Source organism: Brevundimonas sp. LjRoot202, from assembly GCF_964253355.1.
Classification (GTDB): domain Bacteria; phylum Pseudomonadota; class Alphaproteobacteria; order Caulobacterales; family Caulobacteraceae; genus Brevundimonas.
Genome location: NZ_CAXUQW020000004.1, coordinates 118,739 through 140,219, shown reverse-complemented (window position 1 = coordinate 140,219; position 21,481 = coordinate 118,739). Strand labels below are relative to the sequence as shown.

The 21,481-nt window shown below is 70.5% G+C and carries 22 protein-coding genes; 17 read left to right on the top strand and 5 right to left on the bottom strand.

The features are described 5' to 3' along the window. Positions 1-55: 55 nt before the first annotated feature. The 4 genes from ACSQ1L_RS10115 (at position 56) to ACSQ1L_RS10100 (ending at position 4,035) form a co-directional block, all read left to right on the top strand. A complete protein-coding gene (locus ACSQ1L_RS10115) occupies positions 56-541 on the top strand; it encodes a Fur family transcriptional regulator (RefSeq protein ID WP_435994517.1) in 486 nt (161 codons plus the stop codon). Between the two features lie 46 nt (positions 542-587). Continuing rightward, entirely contained in the window at positions 588-1,478 is an 891-nt protein-coding gene (locus ACSQ1L_RS10110; protein WP_435994593.1) for an alpha/beta fold hydrolase, read from the top strand. A gap of 95 nt (positions 1,479-1,573) precedes the next feature. Next, a complete protein-coding gene (locus ACSQ1L_RS10105; RefSeq protein WP_435994515.1) occupies positions 1,574-3,076 on the top strand; it encodes a CoA-acylating methylmalonate-semialdehyde dehydrogenase in 1,503 nt (500 codons plus the stop codon). Between the two features lie 86 nt (positions 3,077-3,162). Continuing rightward, positions 3,163-4,035 (top strand): hypothetical protein, encoded by an 873-nt coding sequence (locus tag ACSQ1L_RS10100; RefSeq protein WP_435994513.1) that lies wholly within the window; start codon positions 3,163-3,165, stop codon positions 4,033-4,035. A 50-nt stretch (positions 4,036-4,085) separates the two neighbouring features. Here the strand turns inward: ACSQ1L_RS10100 and ACSQ1L_RS10095 are convergent, their stop codons facing one another. Together ACSQ1L_RS10095 and secA are read right to left on the bottom strand one after the other, a co-directional pair. Next, complete coding sequence (locus tag ACSQ1L_RS10095) at positions 4,086-5,252, bottom strand: aminotransferase class V-fold PLP-dependent enzyme (protein ID WP_435994511.1); 1,167 nt, start codon at positions 5,250-5,252, stop codon at positions 4,086-4,088. A 37-nt stretch (positions 5,253-5,289) separates the two neighbouring features. Beyond that, complete coding sequence (gene secA / locus ACSQ1L_RS10090) at positions 5,290-8,184, bottom strand: preprotein translocase subunit SecA (protein WP_435994510.1); 2,895 nt, start codon at positions 8,182-8,184, stop codon at positions 5,290-5,292. A 243-nt stretch (positions 8,185-8,427) separates the two neighbouring features. Between secA and ACSQ1L_RS10085 the strand changes: the two genes are divergently transcribed. From ACSQ1L_RS10085 to ACSQ1L_RS10070, 4 genes are all read left to right on the top strand, one after another. After that, positions 8,428-9,393, top strand: a complete 966-nt coding sequence (locus ACSQ1L_RS10085) for a peptidylprolyl isomerase (RefSeq protein WP_435994508.1) — start codon at positions 8,428-8,430, stop codon at positions 9,391-9,393. Continuing rightward, complete coding sequence (gene argJ / locus ACSQ1L_RS10080) at positions 9,390-10,772, top strand: bifunctional glutamate N-acetyltransferase/amino-acid acetyltransferase ArgJ (RefSeq protein WP_435994506.1); 1,383 nt, start codon at positions 9,390-9,392, stop codon at positions 10,770-10,772. Before ACSQ1L_RS10085 ends, argJ begins: the two co-directional genes overlap by 4 nt. Before the next feature lie 224 nt (positions 10,773-10,996). Next, positions 10,997-11,395 (top strand): (deoxy)nucleoside triphosphate pyrophosphohydrolase, encoded by a 399-nt coding sequence (locus ACSQ1L_RS10075; protein WP_435994591.1) that lies wholly within the window; start codon positions 10,997-10,999, stop codon positions 11,393-11,395. 18 nt (positions 11,396-11,413) lie between these two features. After that, complete coding sequence (locus ACSQ1L_RS10070) at positions 11,414-11,596, top strand: Flp family type IVb pilin (RefSeq protein WP_435994504.1); 183 nt, start codon at positions 11,414-11,416, stop codon at positions 11,594-11,596. Between the two features lie 16 nt (positions 11,597-11,612). On the opposite strand, the gene ACSQ1L_RS10065 is transcribed toward ACSQ1L_RS10070, so the two are convergent. Further along, complete coding sequence (locus tag ACSQ1L_RS10065; protein WP_435994502.1) at positions 11,613-12,500, bottom strand: methyltransferase domain-containing protein; 888 nt, start codon at positions 12,498-12,500, stop codon at positions 11,613-11,615. Here ACSQ1L_RS10065 and ACSQ1L_RS10060 point away from each other — a divergent pair. From ACSQ1L_RS10060 to ACSQ1L_RS10030, 7 genes are read left to right on the top strand one after another with little or no spacing between them, the layout of a single operon-like run. After that, positions 12,499-13,305, top strand: coding sequence for a phosphoribosyltransferase family protein (locus tag ACSQ1L_RS10060; RefSeq protein ID WP_435994500.1), 807 nt, complete (start codon positions 12,499-12,501; stop codon positions 13,303-13,305). The two genes, ACSQ1L_RS10065 and ACSQ1L_RS10060, sit on opposite strands and share 2 nt — an antisense overlap. Before the next feature lie 24 nt (positions 13,306-13,329). Then, positions 13,330-13,587, top strand: coding sequence for a glutaredoxin 3 (grxC, locus tag ACSQ1L_RS10055; RefSeq protein ID WP_435994498.1), 258 nt, complete (start codon positions 13,330-13,332; stop codon positions 13,585-13,587). Continuing rightward, entirely contained in the window at positions 13,587-14,423 is an 837-nt protein-coding gene (locus ACSQ1L_RS10050) for a carbon-nitrogen hydrolase family protein (protein WP_435994496.1), read from the top strand. The genes grxC and ACSQ1L_RS10050 overlap by 1 nt, the downstream gene beginning before the upstream one ends. Further along, positions 14,420-14,851: a DUF1178 family protein gene (locus ACSQ1L_RS10045; protein WP_435994494.1), complete on the top strand. Its 432-nt coding sequence runs from the start codon at positions 14,420-14,422 to the stop codon at positions 14,849-14,851. The genes ACSQ1L_RS10050 and ACSQ1L_RS10045 overlap by 4 nt, the downstream gene beginning before the upstream one ends. 6 nt (positions 14,852-14,857) lie before the next feature. Next, a complete protein-coding gene (locus ACSQ1L_RS10040; RefSeq protein ID WP_435994492.1) occupies positions 14,858-15,676 on the top strand; it encodes an AraC family transcriptional regulator in 819 nt (272 codons plus the stop codon). Between the two features lie 33 nt (positions 15,677-15,709). Further along, the gene (locus ACSQ1L_RS10035; protein WP_435994490.1) at positions 15,710-16,168 is read left to right on the top strand and encodes a DUF6265 family protein; all 459 of its coding nucleotides are present in this window, start codon (positions 15,710-15,712) and stop codon (positions 16,166-16,168) included. Then, positions 16,123-16,656, top strand: a complete 534-nt coding sequence (locus ACSQ1L_RS10030) for a GNAT family N-acetyltransferase (protein WP_435994488.1) — start codon at positions 16,123-16,125, stop codon at positions 16,654-16,656. The genes ACSQ1L_RS10035 and ACSQ1L_RS10030 overlap by 46 nt, the downstream gene beginning before the upstream one ends. A gap of 4 nt (positions 16,657-16,660) precedes the next feature. On the opposite strand, the gene ACSQ1L_RS10025 is transcribed toward ACSQ1L_RS10030, so the two are convergent. Both ACSQ1L_RS10025 and ubiG read right to left on the bottom strand, forming a co-directional pair. Continuing rightward, entirely contained in the window at positions 16,661-16,882 is a 222-nt protein-coding gene (locus ACSQ1L_RS10025) for a hypothetical protein (RefSeq protein ID WP_435994486.1), read from the bottom strand. A 108-nt stretch (positions 16,883-16,990) separates the two neighbouring features. Then, positions 16,991-17,794, bottom strand: coding sequence for a bifunctional 2-polyprenyl-6-hydroxyphenol methylase/3-demethylubiquinol 3-O-methyltransferase UbiG (gene ubiG / locus ACSQ1L_RS10020; RefSeq protein ID WP_435994484.1), 804 nt, complete (start codon positions 17,792-17,794; stop codon positions 16,991-16,993). Positions 17,795-17,849: 55 nt separating this feature from the next. On the opposite strand from ubiG, the gene ACSQ1L_RS10015 reads away from it, so the two are divergent. Continuing rightward, on the top strand, positions 17,850-19,139 hold the full coding sequence (locus ACSQ1L_RS10015; RefSeq protein ID WP_435994482.1) for an aspartate kinase: 1,290 nt from the start codon (positions 17,850-17,852) through the stop codon (positions 19,137-19,139). 113 nt (positions 19,140-19,252) lie between these two features. After that, a complete protein-coding gene (ptsP, locus tag ACSQ1L_RS10010; protein WP_435994480.1) occupies positions 19,253-21,457 on the top strand; it encodes a phosphoenolpyruvate--protein phosphotransferase in 2,205 nt (734 codons plus the stop codon). The last annotated feature ends 24 nt before the right edge of the window (positions 21,458-21,481 follow it).

Below are 21,481 nucleotides of genomic sequence, written 5' to 3'. Positions count from 1 at the left end.
AGACAGTCAAGCCCGCGCCGTTGCGGCGGGGCGGCCGAGCGATTAGCTGTGGCCCATGGGCGACGCCTGCCACCACGATCATGCCGACGGCCCGCCGGGGAAGGCGGAGGTCGAACGCGCCCTCGCCGCCGCCGGCGACCGGCTCACCGCCGAGGGCGAGCGGATGACCGCGGCCCGGCTGCGGGTGCTGGCGCTGCTGCTCGGCGCCGGCGAGCCGGTCAAGGCCTACGACCTGATCGCCCGCTTCGGCGAGGACGGTCAGCCGGCCAAGCCGCCGACCGTCTATCGCGCCCTCGAGTTCCTCGAGCGCAAGGGGCTGGCGCACCGCATCGCCTCGATCAGCGCCTATGTCGCCTGCACCTCCGGCGGGCGCGACCATGCGGCGGCCTTCCTGATCTGCGACTGCTGCGGCGCCACCGAGGAGGTGTCGTCGCCGGTCGCCGGGGATCTGGGCCGGGCCGCCGAGGCCGCCGGCTACGCCATTGAACGCACCACGATCGAGGCGCACGGGCGCTGTCCCGCCTGCCGCGTCTCCGCCTGACCCGTTTCGTCTGGCGGTGCGCGCCGCCGACGCCTATCTGGGCTCCATGGACGCGATCCCGCTCTCCCCGCCCCGTCGCCTGAGCTTGCCGGTGGCCAACCGGTGGGGCGCGGGCGAGATGAACGTGCTGGATTTCGGCGACGCCAAGCGGCCGGTCGACCTGGTCTTCGTCCACGCCAACGGCTTCAACGCCAGGACCTACCGCAGCCTGCTGGCGCCCTTGTCCGGGTCCCTGCGCATCTGGGCGCCGGACCTGCGCGGCCATGGCCGCACGAGCCTGCCGACCGATCCGAAGGGGCGGCGCGGGTGGACCGACCACCGCGATGATCTGGTCGCTCTGCTCGACGCGCTGGACGGGCCGCCGACGGTGCTGGCCGGCCACTCCATGGGCGGCACGACGGCGCTGCTGGCCGCCGCCGAGCGGCCGGAAAAGGCGGCGCAGCTGGTGCTGTTCGATCCGGTGATCTGGCGGCGATGGACAGTGCTGGCCTTCCAGCTGCCGCTGCTGGACCGGATGGCCTCGCACATCCCGCTGGTGAAGAGCGCCCGCCGCCGCCGCGCCGTCTTCGACAGCCGCGAACAGGCCATGGCGGCCTATGCGGGGCGGGGCGCCTTCCGGGGCTGGCCCGAGGTCATGCTGGCCGACTACCTCGCCGACGGCCTGATCGAGACCCCGGACGGCCTGGTCCTGGCCTGCCCGCCCGAGTGGGAGGCGTCGAACTACGCCGCCCAGAGCCACGATCCGTGGCGGGCGCTGAAAGGGCTGGACCGGCCGGTGCGCATCCTCAAGGGCGAGACCGGTTCGACCTGCCACGTGCCGGAGCGGCCGCGGGGCCTGCCGCGGGTGACGGTGGAGACCGTGCCCGGCGGCACGCACTTCTTCCCGATGCTCAAGGCTGACGTGGCCCGCGACGCCCTGTTCGACGCGTCGGTGTGACGCTGGCCTCGGTCGGGGGCGGGGTACTGGCGCGGTCCGGTTCATGGGTCTAAACCGCCGCCAACCACAACAATCAGCCGAGGAACCGCCGCACCATGCGCGAGATCAACCATTTCATCGACGGCGCCTCCTTCACCGGCGCCTCGGGCCGCTTCTCCGACGTGTTCAACCCGAACACCGGCGAGGTGCAGGCGCGGGTGCAATTGGCGTCCCCGGCCGAGATGGACCGCGCGGTGCAGGCCGCCCAGGCCGCCTTCGAGGGTTGGTCCTCGACCAATCCCCAGCGCCGCGCGCGGGTGATGTTCGAGTTCAAGCGCCTGGTCGAGGCCAATATGGACGAGCTGGCCGAGATGCTGTCGTCCGAGCACGGCAAGGTCATCGCCGACGCCAGGGGCGACGTGATGCGCGGCCTCGATGTGATCGAGTTCGCCTGCGGCATCCCGCACGCGCTGAAGGGCGAATACACCTGGGGCGCGGGCCCCGGCATCGACGTCTATTCGATGCGCCAGCCGCTGGGCGTGGTGGCCGGCATCACCCCGTTCAACTTCCCCGCCATGATCCCGATGTGGATGTTCGGCGTGGCCATCGCCGTCGGCAACACCTTCATCCTCAAGCCGTCGGAGCGCGACCCGTCCCTGCCGGTGCGGCTGGGCGAACTGATGATGGAGGCGGGCGCGCCGAAGGGCGTGCTGAACGTGGTCCACGGCGACAAGACCGCGGTCGACGCCATCCTGACCCATCCGCAGATTCACGCCGTCAGCTTCGTCGGCAGCTCGGATATCGCCCACTACGTCTACCAGATGGGCGCCCAGCACGGGAAACGCGTCCAGGCCATGGGCGGGGCCAAGAACCACGGCATCGTCCTGCCCGACGCCGACATGGACCAGGTCATCAAGGACCTGTCGGGCGCGGCCTTCGGCTCGGCCGGCGAACGCTGCATGGCCCTGCCGGTGGTGGTGCCGGTCGGCAAGCAGACCGCCGACGAACTGCGCGAGCGCATGGTCGCCGAAATTCCCCGCCTCAAGGTCGGCGTCTCGACCGACAAGGACGCCCACTACGGTCCGGTGGTCACCGCCCAGCACCGCGCGAAGATCGCCGGCTGGATCGAGAAGGGCGTGCAGGAAGGGGCCGAACTGGTCGTCGACGGCCGCGACTTCAGCCTGCAGGGGCATGAGAAGGGCTATTTCATGGGCCCGTCGCTGTTCGACAACGTCACCCCCGAGATGGAGTCCTACAAGGAGGAGATCTTCGGCCCGGTGCTGCAGATCGTCCGCGCCGCCAGCTTCGAGGAAGCCCTGCACCTGCCGTCGAAGCACCAGTACGGCAACGGCGTCGCCATCTTCACCCAGAACGGCCGCGCTGCGCGCGACTTCGCCGCCCGGGTCAACGTCGGCATGGTCGGCATCAATGTGCCGATCCCGGTGCCGGTCGCCTACCACACCTTCGGCGGCTGGAAGCGCTCGGCCTTCGGCGACACCAACCAGCACGGCATGGAAGGCGTGAAGTTCTGGACCAAGGTCAAGACCGTCACCGCCCGCTGGCCCGACAGCGAACTGGAGCACGCGGACTCCAGCTTCGTCATTCCGACCATGGCGTAAGGATCGCCCCTTCGGGGTTCGGGGGTGCGCAAGCCGGCTCCAGGCGTTAACCTGCGCGCCACAGTGAAGCTGGAGCGCTCCCCCGTATGCGTCGCTTTTTCGTCTGGTCGGCCCTCGCGGCCCTGATCGGCCTGGTCCTCGCGATCGGCGCCTTCTGGGCCTACCAGCATTTCTACGCCCGTTTCCAACCGGTGACGGTGACCCGCAACCAGACGGCCATCCAGCGACTGCTCGACGAGTCATCGTGGCTGTCGGCGGGGGGCGGGGGGGAGCCGCTCTACATCATCGGCTACCGCGACTCGGCGGCCATGCAGCGCTACGAGCGCGAGGAGGCGCCGAAGCTGCGCGCCGCCGGCATCGAGGTGCGGATCGTCGTCTTCGCCCGCGCCGACCACGAGGGCCTGGCCCAGTCGACGGCGGCGGAACGGGCCACGGTGGCCGAGCTGTGGCTGACGCGCGACTGGACCCGGTACCAGCGCTGGACCGCCACCCCGTCCAACAATTGGACCGCCGCGGGCATTCCGGCGGCTGACGGCAGCCTGGCGAGGACCGCCGTGGTCGACGCCGGTCGCCAGTTCGCGGCCCGGCTGGGCGACGAGCTGCGCGGAACGGGGCTTCAGACCCGCTATCCCCTGGTCATCTGGAGGGACCGCGAGGGGTATATGAAGGCCTGCGCCTGCTCCGACAGCCGGTCGTGGGTCTTCATCCGCGACGACCTCGACGCTCCCGACAGCGTCGCCCCGGCCGGCGTCGCTCCGGACGGAGCCCTGCCGCCCGCCGGCTACCCGGGCGACGGCGCCGGAAGCCTGCCCTATCCGACGCTGCCGCCGATCCCGCCGGCGGAGACCCAGCCGGCGCCCGACGCCGCGCCGACGCCCGCGCCGGCCCGCCCCGCCGCGCCACCGGCCCCGCGCAGGGCGCCCCAGGCGAAAAAGACCGAAGACACGATCTTCTTCTGATCCCGGGCGTCGGGGCGTCGCGGGTTAACCGCTGCTGTGGGCAGGCTCGCTCAGAGCACCCGCTGGCAGACCTCGATCAGCCGGTCCACGTCGGCCTCGTCCTGATACAGGCCGAAGCCGAAGCGGATGACGTCGTCCCGCACGTCGGTGACCACCTCCGCCTCGAGCAGCCTCGCCCGCCACGTCTGCGCGTCCTCGTGGCGGAAGGCGAGGAAGCGCGCGCGCGCGGCCTCGCCGGCGACGGGGTTGATCAGCTCGGCCCCGGCCAGGCGCCCGGCCGCTCCGGCCGCCACGGCGTCCTGGAACCGCTGCATCAGGGCGCGCGCATGGGCGGCGATGTCGGCCGTGTCCAGGTCCGCCTCGTCCAGCATCCGGCGCACGCCGTTGAAACGGTACAAGGCGCTGGCGTCGAAGGTCGCGCCCCAGAACCGGCCGCCGTCGGCGCGGTACTGGACGCCGCCGGGCGGGCCTTCCAGATCGCCGAACTCTGCGAACCAGCCGGTGATCACCGGACGCGGACAGAAGCCGGGCGGGGCGTGCAGGACGCAGGCGCCTTCGCCCGCCATGGCGTATTTGTAGCCGCCGGCGACATAGAAGATGCGATCCGCAACCGCCGACAGATCGGTCGGCGTGGCCATGAAGCCGTGGTAGCCGTCGAGGACCACCCACGGGCCGGCGGGATCGGCCAGGGCGGCCAGATCCCCGATGCGGTCGAAGACCTGGCCGGTGCGGAAGAACACCTGGCTGACCACGATCAGGTCGAATCCGCCCGCCCGGGCCGCCTCGATGAAGCGGGCGTCGAAGCTGTCGAACGGATGCAGCGGCACCCGGGTCACCACGGCCTCTCCCGCTTCCTCCCAGCGCTGGGCCTGGCGGCGGAACGAATGGAATTCGCCGTCGGTCGACAGGATGCGGACGGGCTTGCGCTCCAGTCCCGAGACGATGCGCAGCAGCAACTCATGGGTGTTGGGGGCGAACACCACGCTGTCGGGCGACGGCAGGCTCAGCTCGCGGGCGACGTGGCCCTGCGCCTCCGGCACGACGTCGCCGAAGATCAGGTCCCACTTCCGGTCGGCGAACCTGTTCGCCTCCACCCACGCCCGCACCTGGCCGTCGAACGAGGCGTCCGGCCACAGATGGTGGCTGTGGGCCGCGAAATGCAGCCGCTCGGGGTCAAGCGAGAGGGCGCGGGAGAACAGGTCCTTGCGAGCGGCCATCAGCGTCTCCCGGTCAGCCCCAACGGTCGGCGGCGCCCTAGATCAAACTACCGTGGCAGTGTTTGAACTTGCGGCCCGAGCCGCAGGGGCAGTCGGCGTTGCGCGGGGTGCGCTCCCAGCCGGCCGGCAGCATCTCGACCGGCAGGCGGGCGCGATCCTCGCCCTGCAGCTGGCCTTCCGGCAGCTGGGCCATGGGATCGACCATCTCGTTCTCGCCGGTGCCCGGGTTCAGGTGGATTTCCTGGAACTCCGGCAGCTCCATCGGCGGCGGGGTCTCGAAGCGGAACTCGACCGTCATCAGCCAGCGGGTGACGTTGTGGCGCAGCTCATAGAGCAGCGTCTCGAAGAGGTTGAAGGCCTCTTCCTTGTACTCGTTCAGCGGATCGCGCTGGCCATAGCCGCGCAGGCCGATGACGCCGCGCAGGTGATCGAGGTGCACGAGGTGCTCGCGCCAGTTCATATCGATCATCTGGAGCATGAACTGCTTCTCCAGACCACGCGTCTGGTCGGCCCCGATGAGCGCCAGCCGTTCGGCGGCGCGGGCGTCGGCGGCGGCCACCAGCCGCTCCTCGATCTCCTCGTTCGAGACGCCTTCCTCAGCGGCCCAGTCGTGCAGCGGCAGTTCCAGGCCGAGGGTCGACTTCACCTTCTCGTCCAGGCCTTCGATGTCCCACTGCTCGGCGTAGGCCTTGGGCGGCATGTGCTTTTCGATCAGGTCGCTGATCACGTCGTTGCGGAACTCGGCCACCAGTTCGGACAGATCCGTGGCGTCCATGAACTCCTGGCGCTGCTCGAACACGGCCTTGCGCTGGTCGTTCACGACGTCGTCGTATTTCAGCAGGTTCTTGCGGATGTCGTAGTTGCGGGCCTCGACCCGCTTCTGGGCGGTTTCGACGGCGCGGTTCAGCCACGGGTGGCTGATCGCCTCGCCCTCGGCCACGCCGAAGCTGCGCATGATCCCGTCCAGCCGGTCGCCGGCGAAGATGCGCAGCAGGTCGTCCTCGCAGGACAGGAAGAATTTCGACGTCCCGGGGTCGCCCTGACGGCCGGTGCGGCCGCGCAGCTGGTTGTCGATGCGGCGGCTCTCGTGGCGCTCGGTGCCGAGCACGAACAGGCCGCCGGCGGCCAGCGACTTCGCCTTCTGGACCGCGATCTCGGCCTTGAACTCGGCCTCGGTGGCGGCTTCCATTTCGGGCGTGACCTCGATGGCGAGGTTGCGCTGCTCCTGGCGCCACTTCTCCAGCTTCATTTCCAGGTTGCCGCCCAACTGGATGTCGGTGCCGCGGCCGGCCATGTTGGTGGCGATGGTCACCGCGCCGGGCAGGCCGGCCTCGGCGACGATGAAGGCTTCCTGCTCGTGCTGGCGGGCGTTCAGCACGCTGTGCGGAATGCCCTTGCCGCGCTTGACCTCGATGTCGAAGTCCTCGTCCTTCAGCGCCTGATAGGCCTTCTTGGCCTCGCGCCGGACCTTCTCGTCGTCGCTGACGACCGCCTCGAGCAGGTGCTGGTGCTGGGGCTTCAGCGTCTTGACCGTGACCTCGTACTCATAGGTCTTCAGCAGCTCGGACAGGGTCTCGGACTTCTCGATCGACACCGTGCCGACCAGGATGGGCTGGCCCTTGACGTGGCATTCGGCGATCAGGCCGGCGATGGCCTGGTTCTTCTCGGCGGCGGTGCGGAAGATCTCGTCGTCGTGGTCGATCCGCTTGACAGGTCGGTTCGTCGGCACCTCGAGGACATCCATCTTGTAGATGTCGAGGAATTCCTGGGCCTCGGTCGCGGCCGTGCCGGTCATGCCGGACAGCTTCTCGTAGAGGCGGAAATAGTTCTGGATCGTGACCGAGGCCAGGGTCTGGTTCTCGGGCATGATCTTCACGCCCTCCTTGGCCTCGATGGCCTGGTGGAGGCCCTCGGACAGGCGGCGGCCCTGCATCATCCGGCCGGTGAACTCATCGATCAGCATGACCTCGCCGGCCTTGATGATGTAGTCCTTGTCCTTCTGGTACAGGGTGTTGGCGCGCAGCGCCTGGTTGATGTGGTGCACCAGGGTGATGTTGGCGGCGTCGTAGAGGCCGGTCGTGTCGACGGCGAACATGCCGCGCGCCTCCATGATCTCCTCGATCTTTTCGGAGCCTTCCTCGGTCAGCAGCGCCTGGCGTTGCTTCTCGTCGAGATCGTAGGTGCTCTTGTCCTGGATCAGTTCCTTGATGATCTCGTCGACGGTCAGATAGAGGTCCGAGCGGTCCTCGGTCGGGCCCGAGATGATCAGCGGGGTGCGGGCCTCGTCGATCAGGATGGAGTCGACCTCGTCGACGATGGCGAAATGGTGCGGGCGCTGGACCATCTCGCGCCGGTCGTAGACCAGGTTGTCGCGCAGATAGTCGAAGCCGAACTCGTTGTTGGTGCCGTAGGTGATGTCGGCCTGATAGGCCGCCTGGCGCTGGCCCTGGCTCAGGCCGTTGACGATGACCCCGACCTCCATGCCGAGGAACCGGTAGACCCGGCCCATCCATTCGGCGTCGCGCCGGGCCAGGTAGTCGTTGACGGTGATGACGTGCACGCCCTTGCCGGCCAGGGCGTTCAGATAGACGGGAGCCACGGCGACCAGGGTCTTGCCCTCGCCGGTCCGCATCTCGGCGATGCCGCCGTCCTGCAGGATCATGCCGCCGGTCAGCTGCACATCGTACTGACGCTGGCCGAGCACCCGCTTGGAAGCCTCGCGGGCGACGGCGAAGGCCTCGTTGAGCAGCTTGTCGAGCGTCTCGCCGGCGGCGACCCGGTCGCGGAAGGCGTCGGTCATCATGCGCAGCTCGTCGTCCGACAGGGCGGCGAACTTGTCCTCGAGCGCATTGATCTTCTGCACCCGGCTCATGAAGTCCTTGACCTTGCGGTCGTTGGAGGAGCCGAAAATCTTCTTGGCGATGCCGAGCATGAATGATCCGAAGGCGGGCGAGCGGCTGGGGCTCTGGTACTGGAACGGTCCCGAAGGAGCGACGGCGATGATGCGCCGGGCGAGGCGTCGGCGGCGGCGACCCGGTGCGCCTGTCCAAGGCGCGCGCAAGAGCCGCGCGAACGTTCGAAAACCCCTCGACTTGGGCGCAGGCGGGACTTAAGCACCGGCCTTATCCCTGTCAACGCGAGGGCCTTTGCCGCCCGTGACGGAGCACGCCCCGAAATGAACCCTGTCCAGCCCCGGAGTCTGGCCCGCGCCCTGTTCCCGGTGCTGCTGGCGGTCGTCCTCACCGTGTCCGCCTGTGGCCGTGGCGGCGGTTCCGATCGGCCTCCGGAGCCGGGCGACCGGTCGGTGGCAAAGGTCCAGGACGAGACCATCTGGGCCTCCGACGTCAAGCGCGAGGCCGTGGCGCAGGGTCTGGTCGGCGAGGGCGAACCCCTGGACGTCACCTCGGACCTGTTCCGTCGGGTGCTGGACGAGGTCATCGACCAGAAGCTGCTGGCCCGCGAGGCCGAGCGGCGCGGGCTCGACAATTCCGCCCTGGCCCAGCGGCGGCTGGCGGCCACGCGCGAGCGCATCCTCGGCGACATGCTGGTCGAGACGGTCGTCAACGGCGAGATCGACGACAAGGCGGTCGAGACCATCTACCGCGAGCAGGTCCGGCTGGCCGAGACCTCGGAGGAGATCCGCAGCCGGCTGATCCTGTCGCGGACCCGCGAGGAGGCCGACGCCGTGATCGGCCTGCTGGCCCAGGGCGCGGCCTTCGAGGCGGTGGCGCAGCAACGCTCGATCGACGAGGCGACGCGGTTTTCCGGGGGCGACCTCGGTTATGCGACGCTCGATGTCCTGCCGCAGGCCTACGCCAACGCCCTGCGCGACAAGCCGGCGGGCTCGACCGTCGGGCCGTTCCAGACCGAGGGCGGCTGGGCCGTGCTGCGGGTCGAGGACCGCCGCAAGGAGACCCCGCCGACGCTGGAGCAGGCGCGCCCGCAGATCGTCCGCTACCTGACCTACGAAGGCGTGCGCCGGTTGCTGGAGCAACTGCGCGGCAAGGCCGAGGTCGAGGTGCTGCTGAACGGCGACTCCACCTCGCAGGAGCCCGCCTCGGCTCCGCCGGCGAAGGCGCCGGCCGCCGCCCCAGCCCCAGCCCCCGCTCCGGCGACGCCCGCGCCCGCGAAGGCCTCATGAGCCGCGCGTCCGAGACCGGCCGGGGCGGAGCCGGCCAGAAGTTCGAGCAGGCGCTGGAGAAGGCGCTGGATCCGCTGGCCACGGCGCTGAAGCGCGCCACGACCCCGGCCCGCTCCGCGGTCGCCGCGCCGGGCAAGCCGGGTCTGGAGGTCTCGCCGCTGGCCGTGCCGTTCCCCGGGATTCCGCCCATCGCCGGCGTCGAGATCGCCACGGCGCGGGCCGGCTTCTACAAACATGAGCGCGACGATCTGGTGGTGTTCCGCTTCGCCCGCGGCACGACCTGCGCCGGAGTGTTCACGCGGCACAAGGTCGGCTCGGCGCCGGTCGACTGGTGCCGGCGGCATCTGGACGCGGAAGGCGGCGGCTCGGACGTGCGGGCGCTGGTGGTCAACGCCGGCTGCGCCAACGCCTTCACCGGCAAGGCGGGGGCCGACGCGGCCCGCCGCACCGCCTCGGAGGTCGCCAAACGCTTCGGCTGCCGCCAGCGCGACGTGATGCTGGCCTCGACCGGCGTCATCGGCGTGCTGCTGGACGACCACAAGATCGCGGCCCGCCTGAACGAGATCGAGGCCGGGCTGACCGCCGACGCCTGGGCGCGCGCCGGGCAGGGCATCATGACGACGGACACCTTCCCCAAGGGTTCGTTCGCCGAGTGTGAGATCGACGGCCACACGGTGCGGATCGCCGGGATCGCCAAGGGCTCCGGCATGATCGCGCCCGACATGGCGACCATGCTGGCCTTCATCGTCACCGACGCGGACATCCATCCGAACGTGCTGCGCGCCATGCTGGGCCTTCACGTGCGCACCACCTTCAACAGCGTGACGGTGGACGGTGACACCTCGACCAACGACACCTGCCTGCTGTTCGCCACCGGCGCGTCGGGCGCGCCGCGCATCGGCCGGGTCGGGGACCGCCGGCTGAAGGATTTCTCGCGGGCCCTCGACAGGGTCATGCTGGACCTCGCCCACCAGCTGGTCCGCGACGGCGAAGGCGCCACGAAGTTCGTCAAGATCACCGTCGACGGCGCGGCCAGTCCCGCCTCGGCCCGCAAGCTGGCCAAGTCGATCGCCGACAGTCCGCTGGTCAAGACCGCCCTGGCGGGCGAGGACGCCAATTGGGGCCGCGTCGTCATGGCCGTCGGCAAGACCGAGGAGCCGGTTGACCGCGACCGGCTGGCCATCCGTTTCGGCCCGCACGTGGCGGCGATCGACGGTGCGCCGTCGCCGGCCTACGACGAGGCCAAGATGAGCGCCTATATGAAGAACGCCGAGATCGACATCACCGTCGACGTCGGCTCCGGGCGCGCCTCCGCCACCGTCTGGACCTGCGACCTGACCAAGCGCTACGTCGAGATCAACGGCGACTATCGTTCGTGACGGACACGCCGACCACCATCTTCGTCCCACTGGAGGGCGAGGGGACCAGCGTCTGGAGGCCCGTCGACGCCTTCTGGATCGATGATGAAACCTACCGGATTGCTGATGCGTCGGTTCCGGAAGAGGAAGAATGGGCGTTTCGCCCGGGCGACCTGGTCCGGGTCGAGCAGCGGATACTGAGCGGCGGTGCGAGCCTTGTGGCGGTCGCCGCGGCGCAGGCGGCCATGCCCACCGTCCTGGTCGTCGCCGTGGCGCTGATCGACGCCGACGGCCGGGTGCTGATCGCTCAGCGGCCGGAAGGCAAGCAGCTGGCCGGTCTGTGGGAATTCCCCGGCGGCAAGGTCGATCCGGGCGAGCGGCCCGAGGCGGCGCTGATCCGGGAGTTGAAGGAAGAACTCGACATCGATGTGAACGAGGCCTGCCTGGCCCCGTTCGTTTTCGCGAGCCATGCTTACGATTCGTTTCACCTGTTAATGCCACTGTATCTGTGCCGACGCTGGTCGGGGGTGGTGCGGAACCGCGAGCACGCGGCTCTGAAGTGGGTGCGGCCGAACCAGCTTTCGGACTATCCCATGCCTCCGGCCGACGAACCCCTGGTCGCCTGGCTGCGCGACCTGCTCTAGCCGCCGAAGGAGGGGGCCATGCGAGCCTTGCTCTCCCGGTTGCTCACCGACGATCGCGGCGCGACCGCGCTCGAGTACGGGTTGATCATCGCCCTGATATTCCTGGTGGCGCTGGCCGGAATCACCGCCTTCGCCAGCGCCGGGACCGGGACGTTCAACGGCGCCATGGCCAAGCTGTCGGCGGCGATCGGCGGGGCCTGACGCCGCCGGCCTCCGGTCAGTTTTCCTCGCCGGTCCACTCCCTGACGCCCAGCGCATCGGCCAGCCGGACCTTGGCCGAGCCCCGGGGCAGCGGCTTCTGCTGGCTTTCGTGCGGGGCCCAGCCGGCCAGATGGATGATCTCGAAGGTGGCGGGGATGCGCCCGTCGGGCTCGCCATGGCGCTCGGCGTAGAGTTCCGCCGTCCGCGCCAGCAGGCCTCGCGTCATCGGCCGGATGACGCCGGCGAGGGCGTTGGTCTCGCCCATGGCGCGCAGGTCCCGCACGAGGGCGTAAAGGTCCGGGTAGCGCACGGTCAGCCGGTCGACGTCGGCGACGGGCAGGGCGAAACCCGCCCTTTGCAGCAGGGCCGCGCCGTCGAAGCCGTCGGCGAAGGGCGACACCCGCGCCTGGGCCCCGCCGCGCACCTCGAGTTCCGCCTCCGTCAGCACCGTGCGCAGCTCCTTCAACGTGCCGGCCCCGAGCAGCGTCCCGAGAAACAGGCCGTCCGGACGCAAGGCGCGGCGGATCTGGGCGAGGGCGCCGGGCAGGTCGTTGGCCCAGTGCAGGCTCATCAGCGACACGATCAGGTCCTGCGACTGGTCCGGCAGGGCGAGAGACGCCGCGCCCGGGGCCGCCCGGGCCGTCTCGTCGCCCGCAATCCGCACCGTCCCCACCCGCCCGGCGGCCGCGCTGTCTGCCAGCAGGCGTGCGAACGGCCCGGGCCGGGCCGACAGGTCGACGGCGTCCGGAAAGTCGCGCAGGATGACCTCCAGGCTGTTCACCGCGTTCTCGGCGGCCCGGACGTGCAGGAAGTCGGCCGCCGCGAAGGCCTTCTCCCCGCGCGCAAGCTTCGCCGCGCGACGTCGGCTGTCGAAAATCTCGGGGGGACCGGGGGAGGCGTTCATGGCCCATCAGGATGGGGGTTGGCGCGACCGATTGGAAGCGGGCCGGTCGCAGGTCGTGCGGGGGCTCCGCGCCGTGGGCCGCGGGACGGTCGACCTGCTGATGCCGCCGCTGGCCCATGACAGCCCCGAAGCCACGGCCTCCGCCGGTCTGACGCCCGACGCCTGGGCGCGGGTGATCTTCCTCGAGGATCCGGTCTGCGACGGCTGCGGGGCGGGGTTCGAGATGGACGGCGGCGTCTTCGCGGCGCCCCGCTGCGCCGCCTGCCTGGCCCGGCCCTACGCCTTCGCCCGGGCGCGGGCGGCCTGCGTCTACGACGAGGCCTCGCGGGGCCTGATCCTGAAGTTCAAGCACGGCGACCACCAGCCGTTCGCGCCCCTGCTCGCCCGCTGGCTCAGTCGCTCGGCCGCGCCGTTGCTGGACGAGGCCGATGCGGTCGTTCCGGTGCCGCTGCATCGCCTGCGCCTGCTGTCGCGCCGCTTCAACCAGGCCGCCGAGATCGCCCGGCCGCTGGCCCGGTGCGCCGGTCTCGACTACGTCCCCGACGCCCTCGTCCGCCAGACCCACACGACCTCGCAGGGCGGCAAGTCGGCGCGCGGCCGGCGCCTCAATGTCAAAAAGGCCTTCGCCGTCACCGACGAGGGCCGCCGTCGGATCAGGGGCCGCCGCATCCTTCTGGTCGACGACGTGTTGACCACGGGCGCCACCGCCGAGGCCTGCGCCCGCGCGCTGATCGAGGCCGGCGCCCGCGCCGTCGATCTGGCGGTCATCGCCCGGGTGCGCACGGCGCGGGAATTGCCTAAATAGCCGCTACAGAGTCTGGAGTTCCCTTTGGCCGACGTCATCATCTACACCAAACCCGGTTGCGGCTACTGCCATGCCGCCAAGGCCCTGCTGGACGGCAAGGGCGCGGATTACATCGAGATCGTCGCCTCGAGCGATCCGGCGAAGAAGCAGGAGATGATCCAGCGCTCCGGCGGTCGCATGACCTTCCCGCAGATATTCATCAACGGGAAGCATGTGGGCGGCTCCGACGACCTGCACGCGCTCGACCGCCGCGGCGAGCTGGACCCGTTGCTGGCCGGCTGATGACCACCCTGCCGATCGCCCTGATCCAGACACGGACACCGGCGAGCGCGGCGGCGGCCTTCGCCCATGTCGAGCCGCTGATCCGCGAGGCCGCCGCCGGCGGAGCCCGGCTGATCCTGACGCCCGAGGGGACCAATTTCCTCATCCAGGACCGGGCCCGACGCGCCGCCGCGCTGGACACGCAGGACCGCGACGAGGCCGTCGGAAAGCTGCGCGCGCTGGCGCGGGAGCTGGGCGTTTGGTTGTTGATCGGCTCGGCCATCGTGAAGTCGGGACACGCCGGGGACGACCGCGCGGCCAACCGTTCACTGCTGGTCGACGACCGGGGCGAGGTGGTCGCCGCCTATGACAAGCTGCACGTCTTCGATGTCGACCTGCCCACCGGCGAGCGCTGGCGCGAGAGCGCCTCGGTGCGGCCCGGCGAGGACGCCGTGGTCGCCGACACGCCGTGGGGCCGGCTGGGGCTGACCATCTGCTACGACATCCGCTTTCCGCAGCTGTACCGGGCCCTCGCCCGGGCCGGGGCGGTGATGATCGCCGTGCCCGCCGCCTTCACCGTGCCGACGGGCGAGGCGCACTGGGAGACGCTGCTGCGCGCCCGGGCCATCGAGACCGGCAGCTATGTGCTGGCGCCGGCGCAGGCCGGGACGCACGAGGACGGCCGCAGGACCTGGGGCCGGTCCACGGTGGTGGCGCCGTGGGGCGAGGTGATCGCCAGGCTCGATCACGACGAGCCCGGGGTGCTGTTCGCGACGTTGGATCTCGACGCCGTGACACGGGCCCGCACCGCCGTGCCCCAGCTGTCCCATGACCGTGAATTCGGAGCGCCGTCATGATCCGCTACGCCCTCCGGTGCGAGCACGAGCACGGCTTTGAAGCCTGGTTCGGGACCTCCGCCGATTATGACGAGCAGTCGGCGCGAGGGCTGGTCGAATGCCCGGTCTGCGGCTCGCACGCGGTCAGCAAGCAGATCATGGCCCCGGCCGTGGCGGGCACGCGCAAGGCCTCGGCCGAACCCGATCTCGCCCGGATGCAGACGATGATGATGAAGGCCGCCCGCGAGGTCCGAAGCCATGTCGAGCAGAATTTCGACTACGTCGGCGACGCCTTCGCCCGCGAGGCCCGCGACATCCACGAGGGCCGGTCCGAGAAACGCGAGATCTACGGCGAGGCCACGCCCGCCGAGGTGAAGAGGCTGAAGGCGGACGGGGTGCCCTGCGCCCCCCTGCCGCCGGCGCCGCCCGATCCCTCCAGGCTGAACTGACGCGGCATGCCGGGGCAGGGGGATCACTATCAGGAGTTCGAGCCGCCGGCCGCCCTGCGTCCCTTCGTGCGCACGATCTGGACCTACGCGGCGCCGGCCCCGGAGCCGACGGTGCAGCGCATCGCCCCGGACGGCTGTCCCGAACTGGTCGTCGACATCGGCGCGCCCTACGAGGAGCAGGGCGCGGACGGCGTCTTCCGCCTTCAGCCGCGGGCCCTGTTCGCCGGCCAGATGACCCGACCGCTGGCCCTGCGCCCCGCCGGGCCGGTCGAGCTCGTCGCCATCCGCTTCGAGCCCGACGGCGCCCGCGACTGGCTCGGCGTCCCGCTGGCCGGGGCGACCGACCGCCGTCTCGACATGGTCGGACGGCTGGCCGGCGTTCATCCTCCGGCCGGCGACCCCGCCGCCCAGGTCGAACTCATGACCGGATGGCTGGAGGATCAGCGCCGCGCCGAGGACTGGTCGCTCGACGCCGCCGTCCGGGCGGAGATCGAGGCCGCCGGACACGACCGGCCGTCGCCGGCGCGCTCGCCCGCCGCCCACCGCGCCCTGCAGCGCCGCTTCCGCGACCGGGTCGGCGTACCGCCTCGCCTGCTGCGCTCGATCCTGCGTTTCCGTCGCGTGTTCGACCACGCCGCCGGGCCGGAGGCCGCCGGCTGGCTGGAGGCGGGTCTTGAAGCGGGGTATTTCGATCAGCCGCAGATGGCGCGGGATTTCCGCCGATTTCTCGGCTGCACGGCCACGGAATGGGCCCGGGAACAGGTCGGCCTGGCGCGCAGCCTCGCGTCGCAATCCTACAAGCCGGGCCCGCTGTCGGCGCACTAGGGTCCGGTCATCAAGCCACAGGGAACCCGACCCATGCCGACCGCCGCCCTTCTCGCCGCCTTGCTGATCCAGGCCGCGCCTGCCCCGTCGCCGGATATGTCGTGGATGGCCGGCTACTGGCTCGACTGCTCGGGCGGCCGCGAGGCCTCGGAAACCTGGAGCGATCCGCGCAAAGGGCTCAGCGTCGGCCATGCCGTGACGGTCTCGGCGAGCGGGGCCTGGTTCGAGGTTTCGCACATCGGCCCGACGCCGGCGGGTTTCGCCTATGTCGCCCAGCCCGGCGGCGCGCCGCCCACGGCCTTCCTGCTGGTCGAGAGCGGTCCCACCCGGGCTGTTTTCGCCAACCCGGAAAACGACTTTCCCACCCGGGTCATCTATGAACGCGACGGCGACGCCCTGAAGGCCCGGATCGAGGGCGAGATCGACGGGCAGGCGCGGAGCATGGAATGGAATTTCGCGGCGGCCCCGCTGAACACCCGCTGTCCCGCCTGAACTGGCGGTCGATGAGCGAGGGCGATCTCGATGCCGTGACCGGGATCGCCGCCATCGGATTTCCCGATCATTTCGAGGGCCGCGACTGTTTCGCCAACCGGCTGGCGCTGAACCCCGGCGGCTGCTTCGTCCTCGCCGGCGAAGCGGGTGAGGTCAGGGGCTATATGGTCGCCTATCCGTGGCGGGCCGGGTCCGCGCCGGCGTTGAACACCCGGATCGATGCGATCCCCGAAGACGCGGGCGTCATCTATCTGCACGACCTCGCCCTGCATCCCGAGGCGCGGGGCGGAGGCTGGTCGCGGCCGATCGTCGAGCGGCTGGCGGGCGAGGCGAAGGCGGCCGGGTGGCCGGCCCTCGCCCTGGTGGCGGTGAACGACGCCGCGCCCTTCTGGGAACGGCTCGGCTTCACCGCCGTCGAGACGCCGGAGATGGCGGCGAAACTGGCGAGCTACGGACCGGACGCCCGCTACATGCTCCGCCGCCTCTGACCGCCTAGCTGCGGGTCCAGCCCTTGCCGGCCATGCAGTCGCGGAAGGCGTCGCTGTGCTGGCCCTTGCCGGTCGAGGCGCGGCAGGAGTCGCGGGCGTCGTCGAAGGGCTGGGCGTTCTCACCGTGCCAGGCGAGGTCGTCGCTGTCGGTGGCGTCGATGACGGTGACGCAGGCCGAGGCCATCATGCTGGCGGTCACGGCGGCGAGGACCAGAAGGCGTTTCATGGGAAGCTCCTGCAGAGGGGAGGTTGAGGAATGCCTCCTCATCCCACCGCCAAGCTTGGCTGTCCCGTTACTTCGACGTCAGGTCGATGAACGCTGGATGAACCGCGTTCAGTCGCGCGTCGCGACCATCATGTAGTTGATCCCGACGTCGTCGCTCTCGCTCCAGCGGTCGGTCAGGGGATTGTAGACCAGGCCGTAGGGGCCGCTGACCGCCACCGGCTCCTCCGACAGCATCAGCCGGAGCTCGTCGGGCTTGAGGAACTGGCGCCAGTCGTGGGTGCCGGCGGGCACCCAGCGCAGCACGTATTCGGCGGCGACCTTGCCGAGGGCGAGGGACTTCAGCGTCCGGTTCAGCGTGGCAACGATCATCAGGCCGCCCGGCTTCACCAGCCGCGAACAGGACCGGATGAAGGCCTCGGGATCGGCGACGTGCTCGATGACCTCCAAGGTCAGCACCACGTCAAACGGACCGACCCCTTCGGCCTCCAGCTGCTCCACCGTGGCGGCGCGGTAGGCGATGTCGAGGCCCTGCTGTTCCGCATGGACCCGGGCGGTGCCGATGTTTTCCGCCGAGGCGTCCACGGCGGTGACCGCGAAGCCCAGCCGCCGCATCGGCTCGGCGATCAGGCCGCCGCCGCAGCCGACGTCGAGCAGGCTCAGGCCGGCGAAGGGCTCGCGGCTCCGGATGTCGCGGCCGAAGCGTTCGGCCGCCCGGTCCCGCACGAAGGCGAGCCGGGCCGGGTTGAATTTGTGCAGGGGCGCGAACGGGCCGCGGGCGTCCCACCATTCAGCCGCCTGGGCGGAGAAACGCGCCACGTCGGCGGGATCGATCGACGGCCCCGCCGCCTGATCGTTGAAATCCCCGCCGCTTTGGGGTTTGCGCGCCGATAGCGTGTCGTTAGAAGCGACCATGGGCCGAGGGATGAACCCGTGCGGCCCTCCACGCAAGATGGGGCGATACGCCACGATGACGCGGCCCGCTACGACGCGACTGGTGATGAAGTTCGGCGGCACCTCGATGGGCGACCTCGAACGCATTCGCCGCGCCGCCCGCATCGTCGCCGCCGAGGCCGCGGGCGGCAAGAAGATCGCCGTGGTGGTGTCGGCCATGGCCGGCAAGACCAACGAACTGGTCGCCTGGACCGACGGCGCGGGTCGGCCGGCCCCGAGCCTCGCGTCACAGGGCATCGAGATGTCGGACGACGAATACGACGTCGTGGTCGCCTCGGGCGAACAGGTGACGTCGGGCCTGCTGGCGCTGACGCTGCGCAACATGGGCCTGAACGCGCGCAGCTGGATGGGCTGGCAGATTCCGATCCTGACCGACGACGCCCACGGCCGCGCCCGTATCGAGGACGTGCCCGGCGAGGTGCTGGGCGCCGCGCTGGACAAGGGCGAGATCGCCGTTGTGCCGGGCTTTCAGGGCGTCACCCGCGACGGCCGCATCACCACCCTCGGCCGGGGCGGCTCGGACACCTCGGCGGTGGCGGTGGCGGCGGCGCTGGAGTGCGCCTGCGACATCTACACCGACGTCGACGGCGTCTACACCACCGACCCGCGCATCGAGTCGCGGGCGCGCCGCCTCGAAAAGGTCTCCTATGAGGAGATGCTGGAGATGGCCTCGCTCGGGGCCAAGGTGCTGCAGACCCGCTCGGTGGAGCTGGCCATGGCGAAACAGGTCCCGGTCCGGGTCCTGTCCAGCTTCATCGAACCCGACGAGAACGGGCGCCTGCCCGCCAACGCCGGCACCCTGATCTGCGACGAGGAGGAAATCGTGGAGAAACGCATCGTATCCGGCGTGACCATGAGCCGCGACGAGGCCCGCATCACCCTGTTGGGCCTGTCCGACCGGGTCGAGGCGCCGGCGGACGTCTTCACCCGCCTGGCCGAGGCCAACGTCAACGTCGATATGATCGTGCAGAGCCAGGCCCGCAGCGAGGGCGCGGTCAACCTGACCTTCACCACCGGCCGGCGCGACGCCCAGCGGGCCGCCGAACTGATGCGCGGCGCCCAGGGCGAGATCGGTTTCGAGGAGCTGCGCGTCGACGAAGACGTCGCCAAGGTGTCTGTGGTCGGGGTCGGCATGCGCAGCCACGCCGGCGTCGCCCAGACCATGTTCCGGGCGCTGGCCGACAAGGGCGTCAAGTTCCAGGCCATCTCGACGTCGGAGATCAAGATCAGCGTTTTAATAGATGCCGCGTATGCGGAACTGGCCGTTCGTGCGCTTCATTCGGCCTACGGTCTGGAAGCGGTCTAGATTCTAAGCTTGGCGGCGCCCATCTGGGGCGCTGATCTGTTGGAGGGGCCATGCCGGTTGGCGGATTGACGACGAGGGGGCCGCGGAACCTCCTTCGCCAGATCCGCGAGGCTATGGCGGGGGCCGCGCCCGCGCAGGAACGGCTCGACACCGTTGTCAGGATCATCGCCCAGTCGATGGTCGCCGAGGTCTGCTCGATCTACCTGCGCCGCGGCTCGGGCGAACTGGAGCTGTTCGCCACCCAGGGGCTGAAGCCCGAGGCCGTGCACGCCACCCGGCTGCGTCCCGGCGAGGGCCTGGTCGGCGAGGTGGCCCGGACGGCCGAGCCGATCAGTCTGTCCGACGCGCCGTCGCACCCCAGCTTCGCCTACCGTCCAGAAACGGGCGAGGATCCCTACCACGCCTTCCTCGGCGCCCCCCTGCTGCGCGGCGGCCGGGCGATCGGCGTGCTCGTCGTCCAGAACCGCTCCGAGCGCCGCTACGACGAGGAAGAGGTCGAGGACATCCAGACCATCGCCATGGTCCTGGCCGAGACCGTGGCCTCGGGCGAGCTGCTGGCCCAGGACGAACTGCGCGATATCGAGGTGGCGCCGCACCGGCCCGAGCGGCTCAAGGGCCAGCGCTTCGCCGAGGGCCTGGCCTACGGTCACGTGGTCCTGCACGAAGCGCCCGTGCCGCCGGAAAACCTGCTGGCCGAGGATCCGCAGGCCGAGGAGATACGCCTGCGCGAGGCTCTGATCGGGCTGAAGGCCAATATCGACTCCCTGCTAGAGGGCGGGCAGGGCAAGCTGGCGGGAACCTCGTTCGAGGTCCTGGAAACCTACCGCATGTTCGCCGACGACCGCGGCTGGAACCGGTCGCTGGAGGAGGCGGTGCGCACCGGCCTGACCGCCGAGGCCGCCGTCGACCGGGTCCGCAACGAGCACCGCGCCCGCTTCGCCAACGCCCGCGATCCCTACATCCGCGAACGGCTGCACGACTTCGAGGACCTGGCCAACCGGCTGCTGCGGTTGCTGGCCGGAGACCGGCCCGGCGAACGCGACCTGCCCGACGACGCCATCCTGGTGGCCCGCAACCTCGGGCCGGCCGACCTGCTGGAGTATCCGCGCAACAAGCTGCGCGGCCTGCTGCTGGAAGAGGGCTCGGCCGCCAGCCACGCCGCCATCGTCGCCCGCGCCCTGCAGATTCCCTGCGTCGGCCGTCTGATGGGGCTGCGCGACCGCCTGTCGGAGGGCGATCTGGTCATCGTCGACGGCGAGACCGGCGAGACCTATCTGCGCCCCCGCCCCGACATGCTGGCCGCCGTCCAGTCACGCATGCTGGTGCGCAGCGAGCGGCAGGCCGAGTTCACCAAGCTGCGCAACGTGCCGGCCGTCACCCTCGACGGAACCCGGATCACGGTGCTGACCAACGCCGGCCTCGCGGTCGATCTGGAAAACCTCGACGCCACCGGGGCCGAGGGCATCGGCCTGTTCCGCACCGAGTTCCAATTCATGGTCTCGGAGGAGCTGCCGCGCCTCGACAGCCAGGCGGCGCTGTACAAGCTGGTGCTGGACACGGCGGGCGATCGGCCCGTCACCTTCCGCACCCTCGACATCGGCGGCGACAAGGTCCTGCCCTATCTGGTCACCGAGCGGGAGGAGAACCCCGCCCTGGGCCGGCGGGCGATCCGCCTCGGCCTCGACCGGCCTGGCCTGCTGCGGCTCCAGTTGCGGGCGCTGCTGACCGCGGCGGCGGGGCGCGAACTGCGGGTCATGTTCCCGATGATCGCCACCGTCGACGAGTTCCGCGCCGCCCGCGAACTGGTCGACGTCGAATGCGCCTGGGCCCGGCGGCGGGGGCGGGCGCTCCCGGCCCTGCTGCGGGTCGGGGCGATGATCGAATGCCCGTCGCTGCTGTGGCACCTCGACGCCCTGCTGCCGCTGACCGACTTCGTCTCGATCGGCACCAACGACCTGCTCCAGTATATGTTCGCCGCCGACCGGACCAATCCCCTGGTCTCGGACCGCTACGATCCGCTATCGCCGCCGGCGCTGAGGGCGCTGGCCGAAATCCAGAAGAAATGCGCCGACACCGGCACGCCGGTCTCGGTCTGCGGCGAACTGGCGGGCCGGCCGCTGGAAGCCTTCGCCCTTCTGACGCTGGGCTATACCCGCCTGTCGGCGCCGGCCGGCGGCGTCGGACCGGTCAAGCGGATGATCCTGTCGGCCGATCTGCCCGCCGCCCGGCGCGGCATGGCCAACCTGCTCGGCTCGTCTTCCGGCTCGATCCGGGGCGAACTGGAATCGCTGGCCCGGAAATTGAACATCACGATCTGAAACGTTCCGGCCGTACGCGCCGGT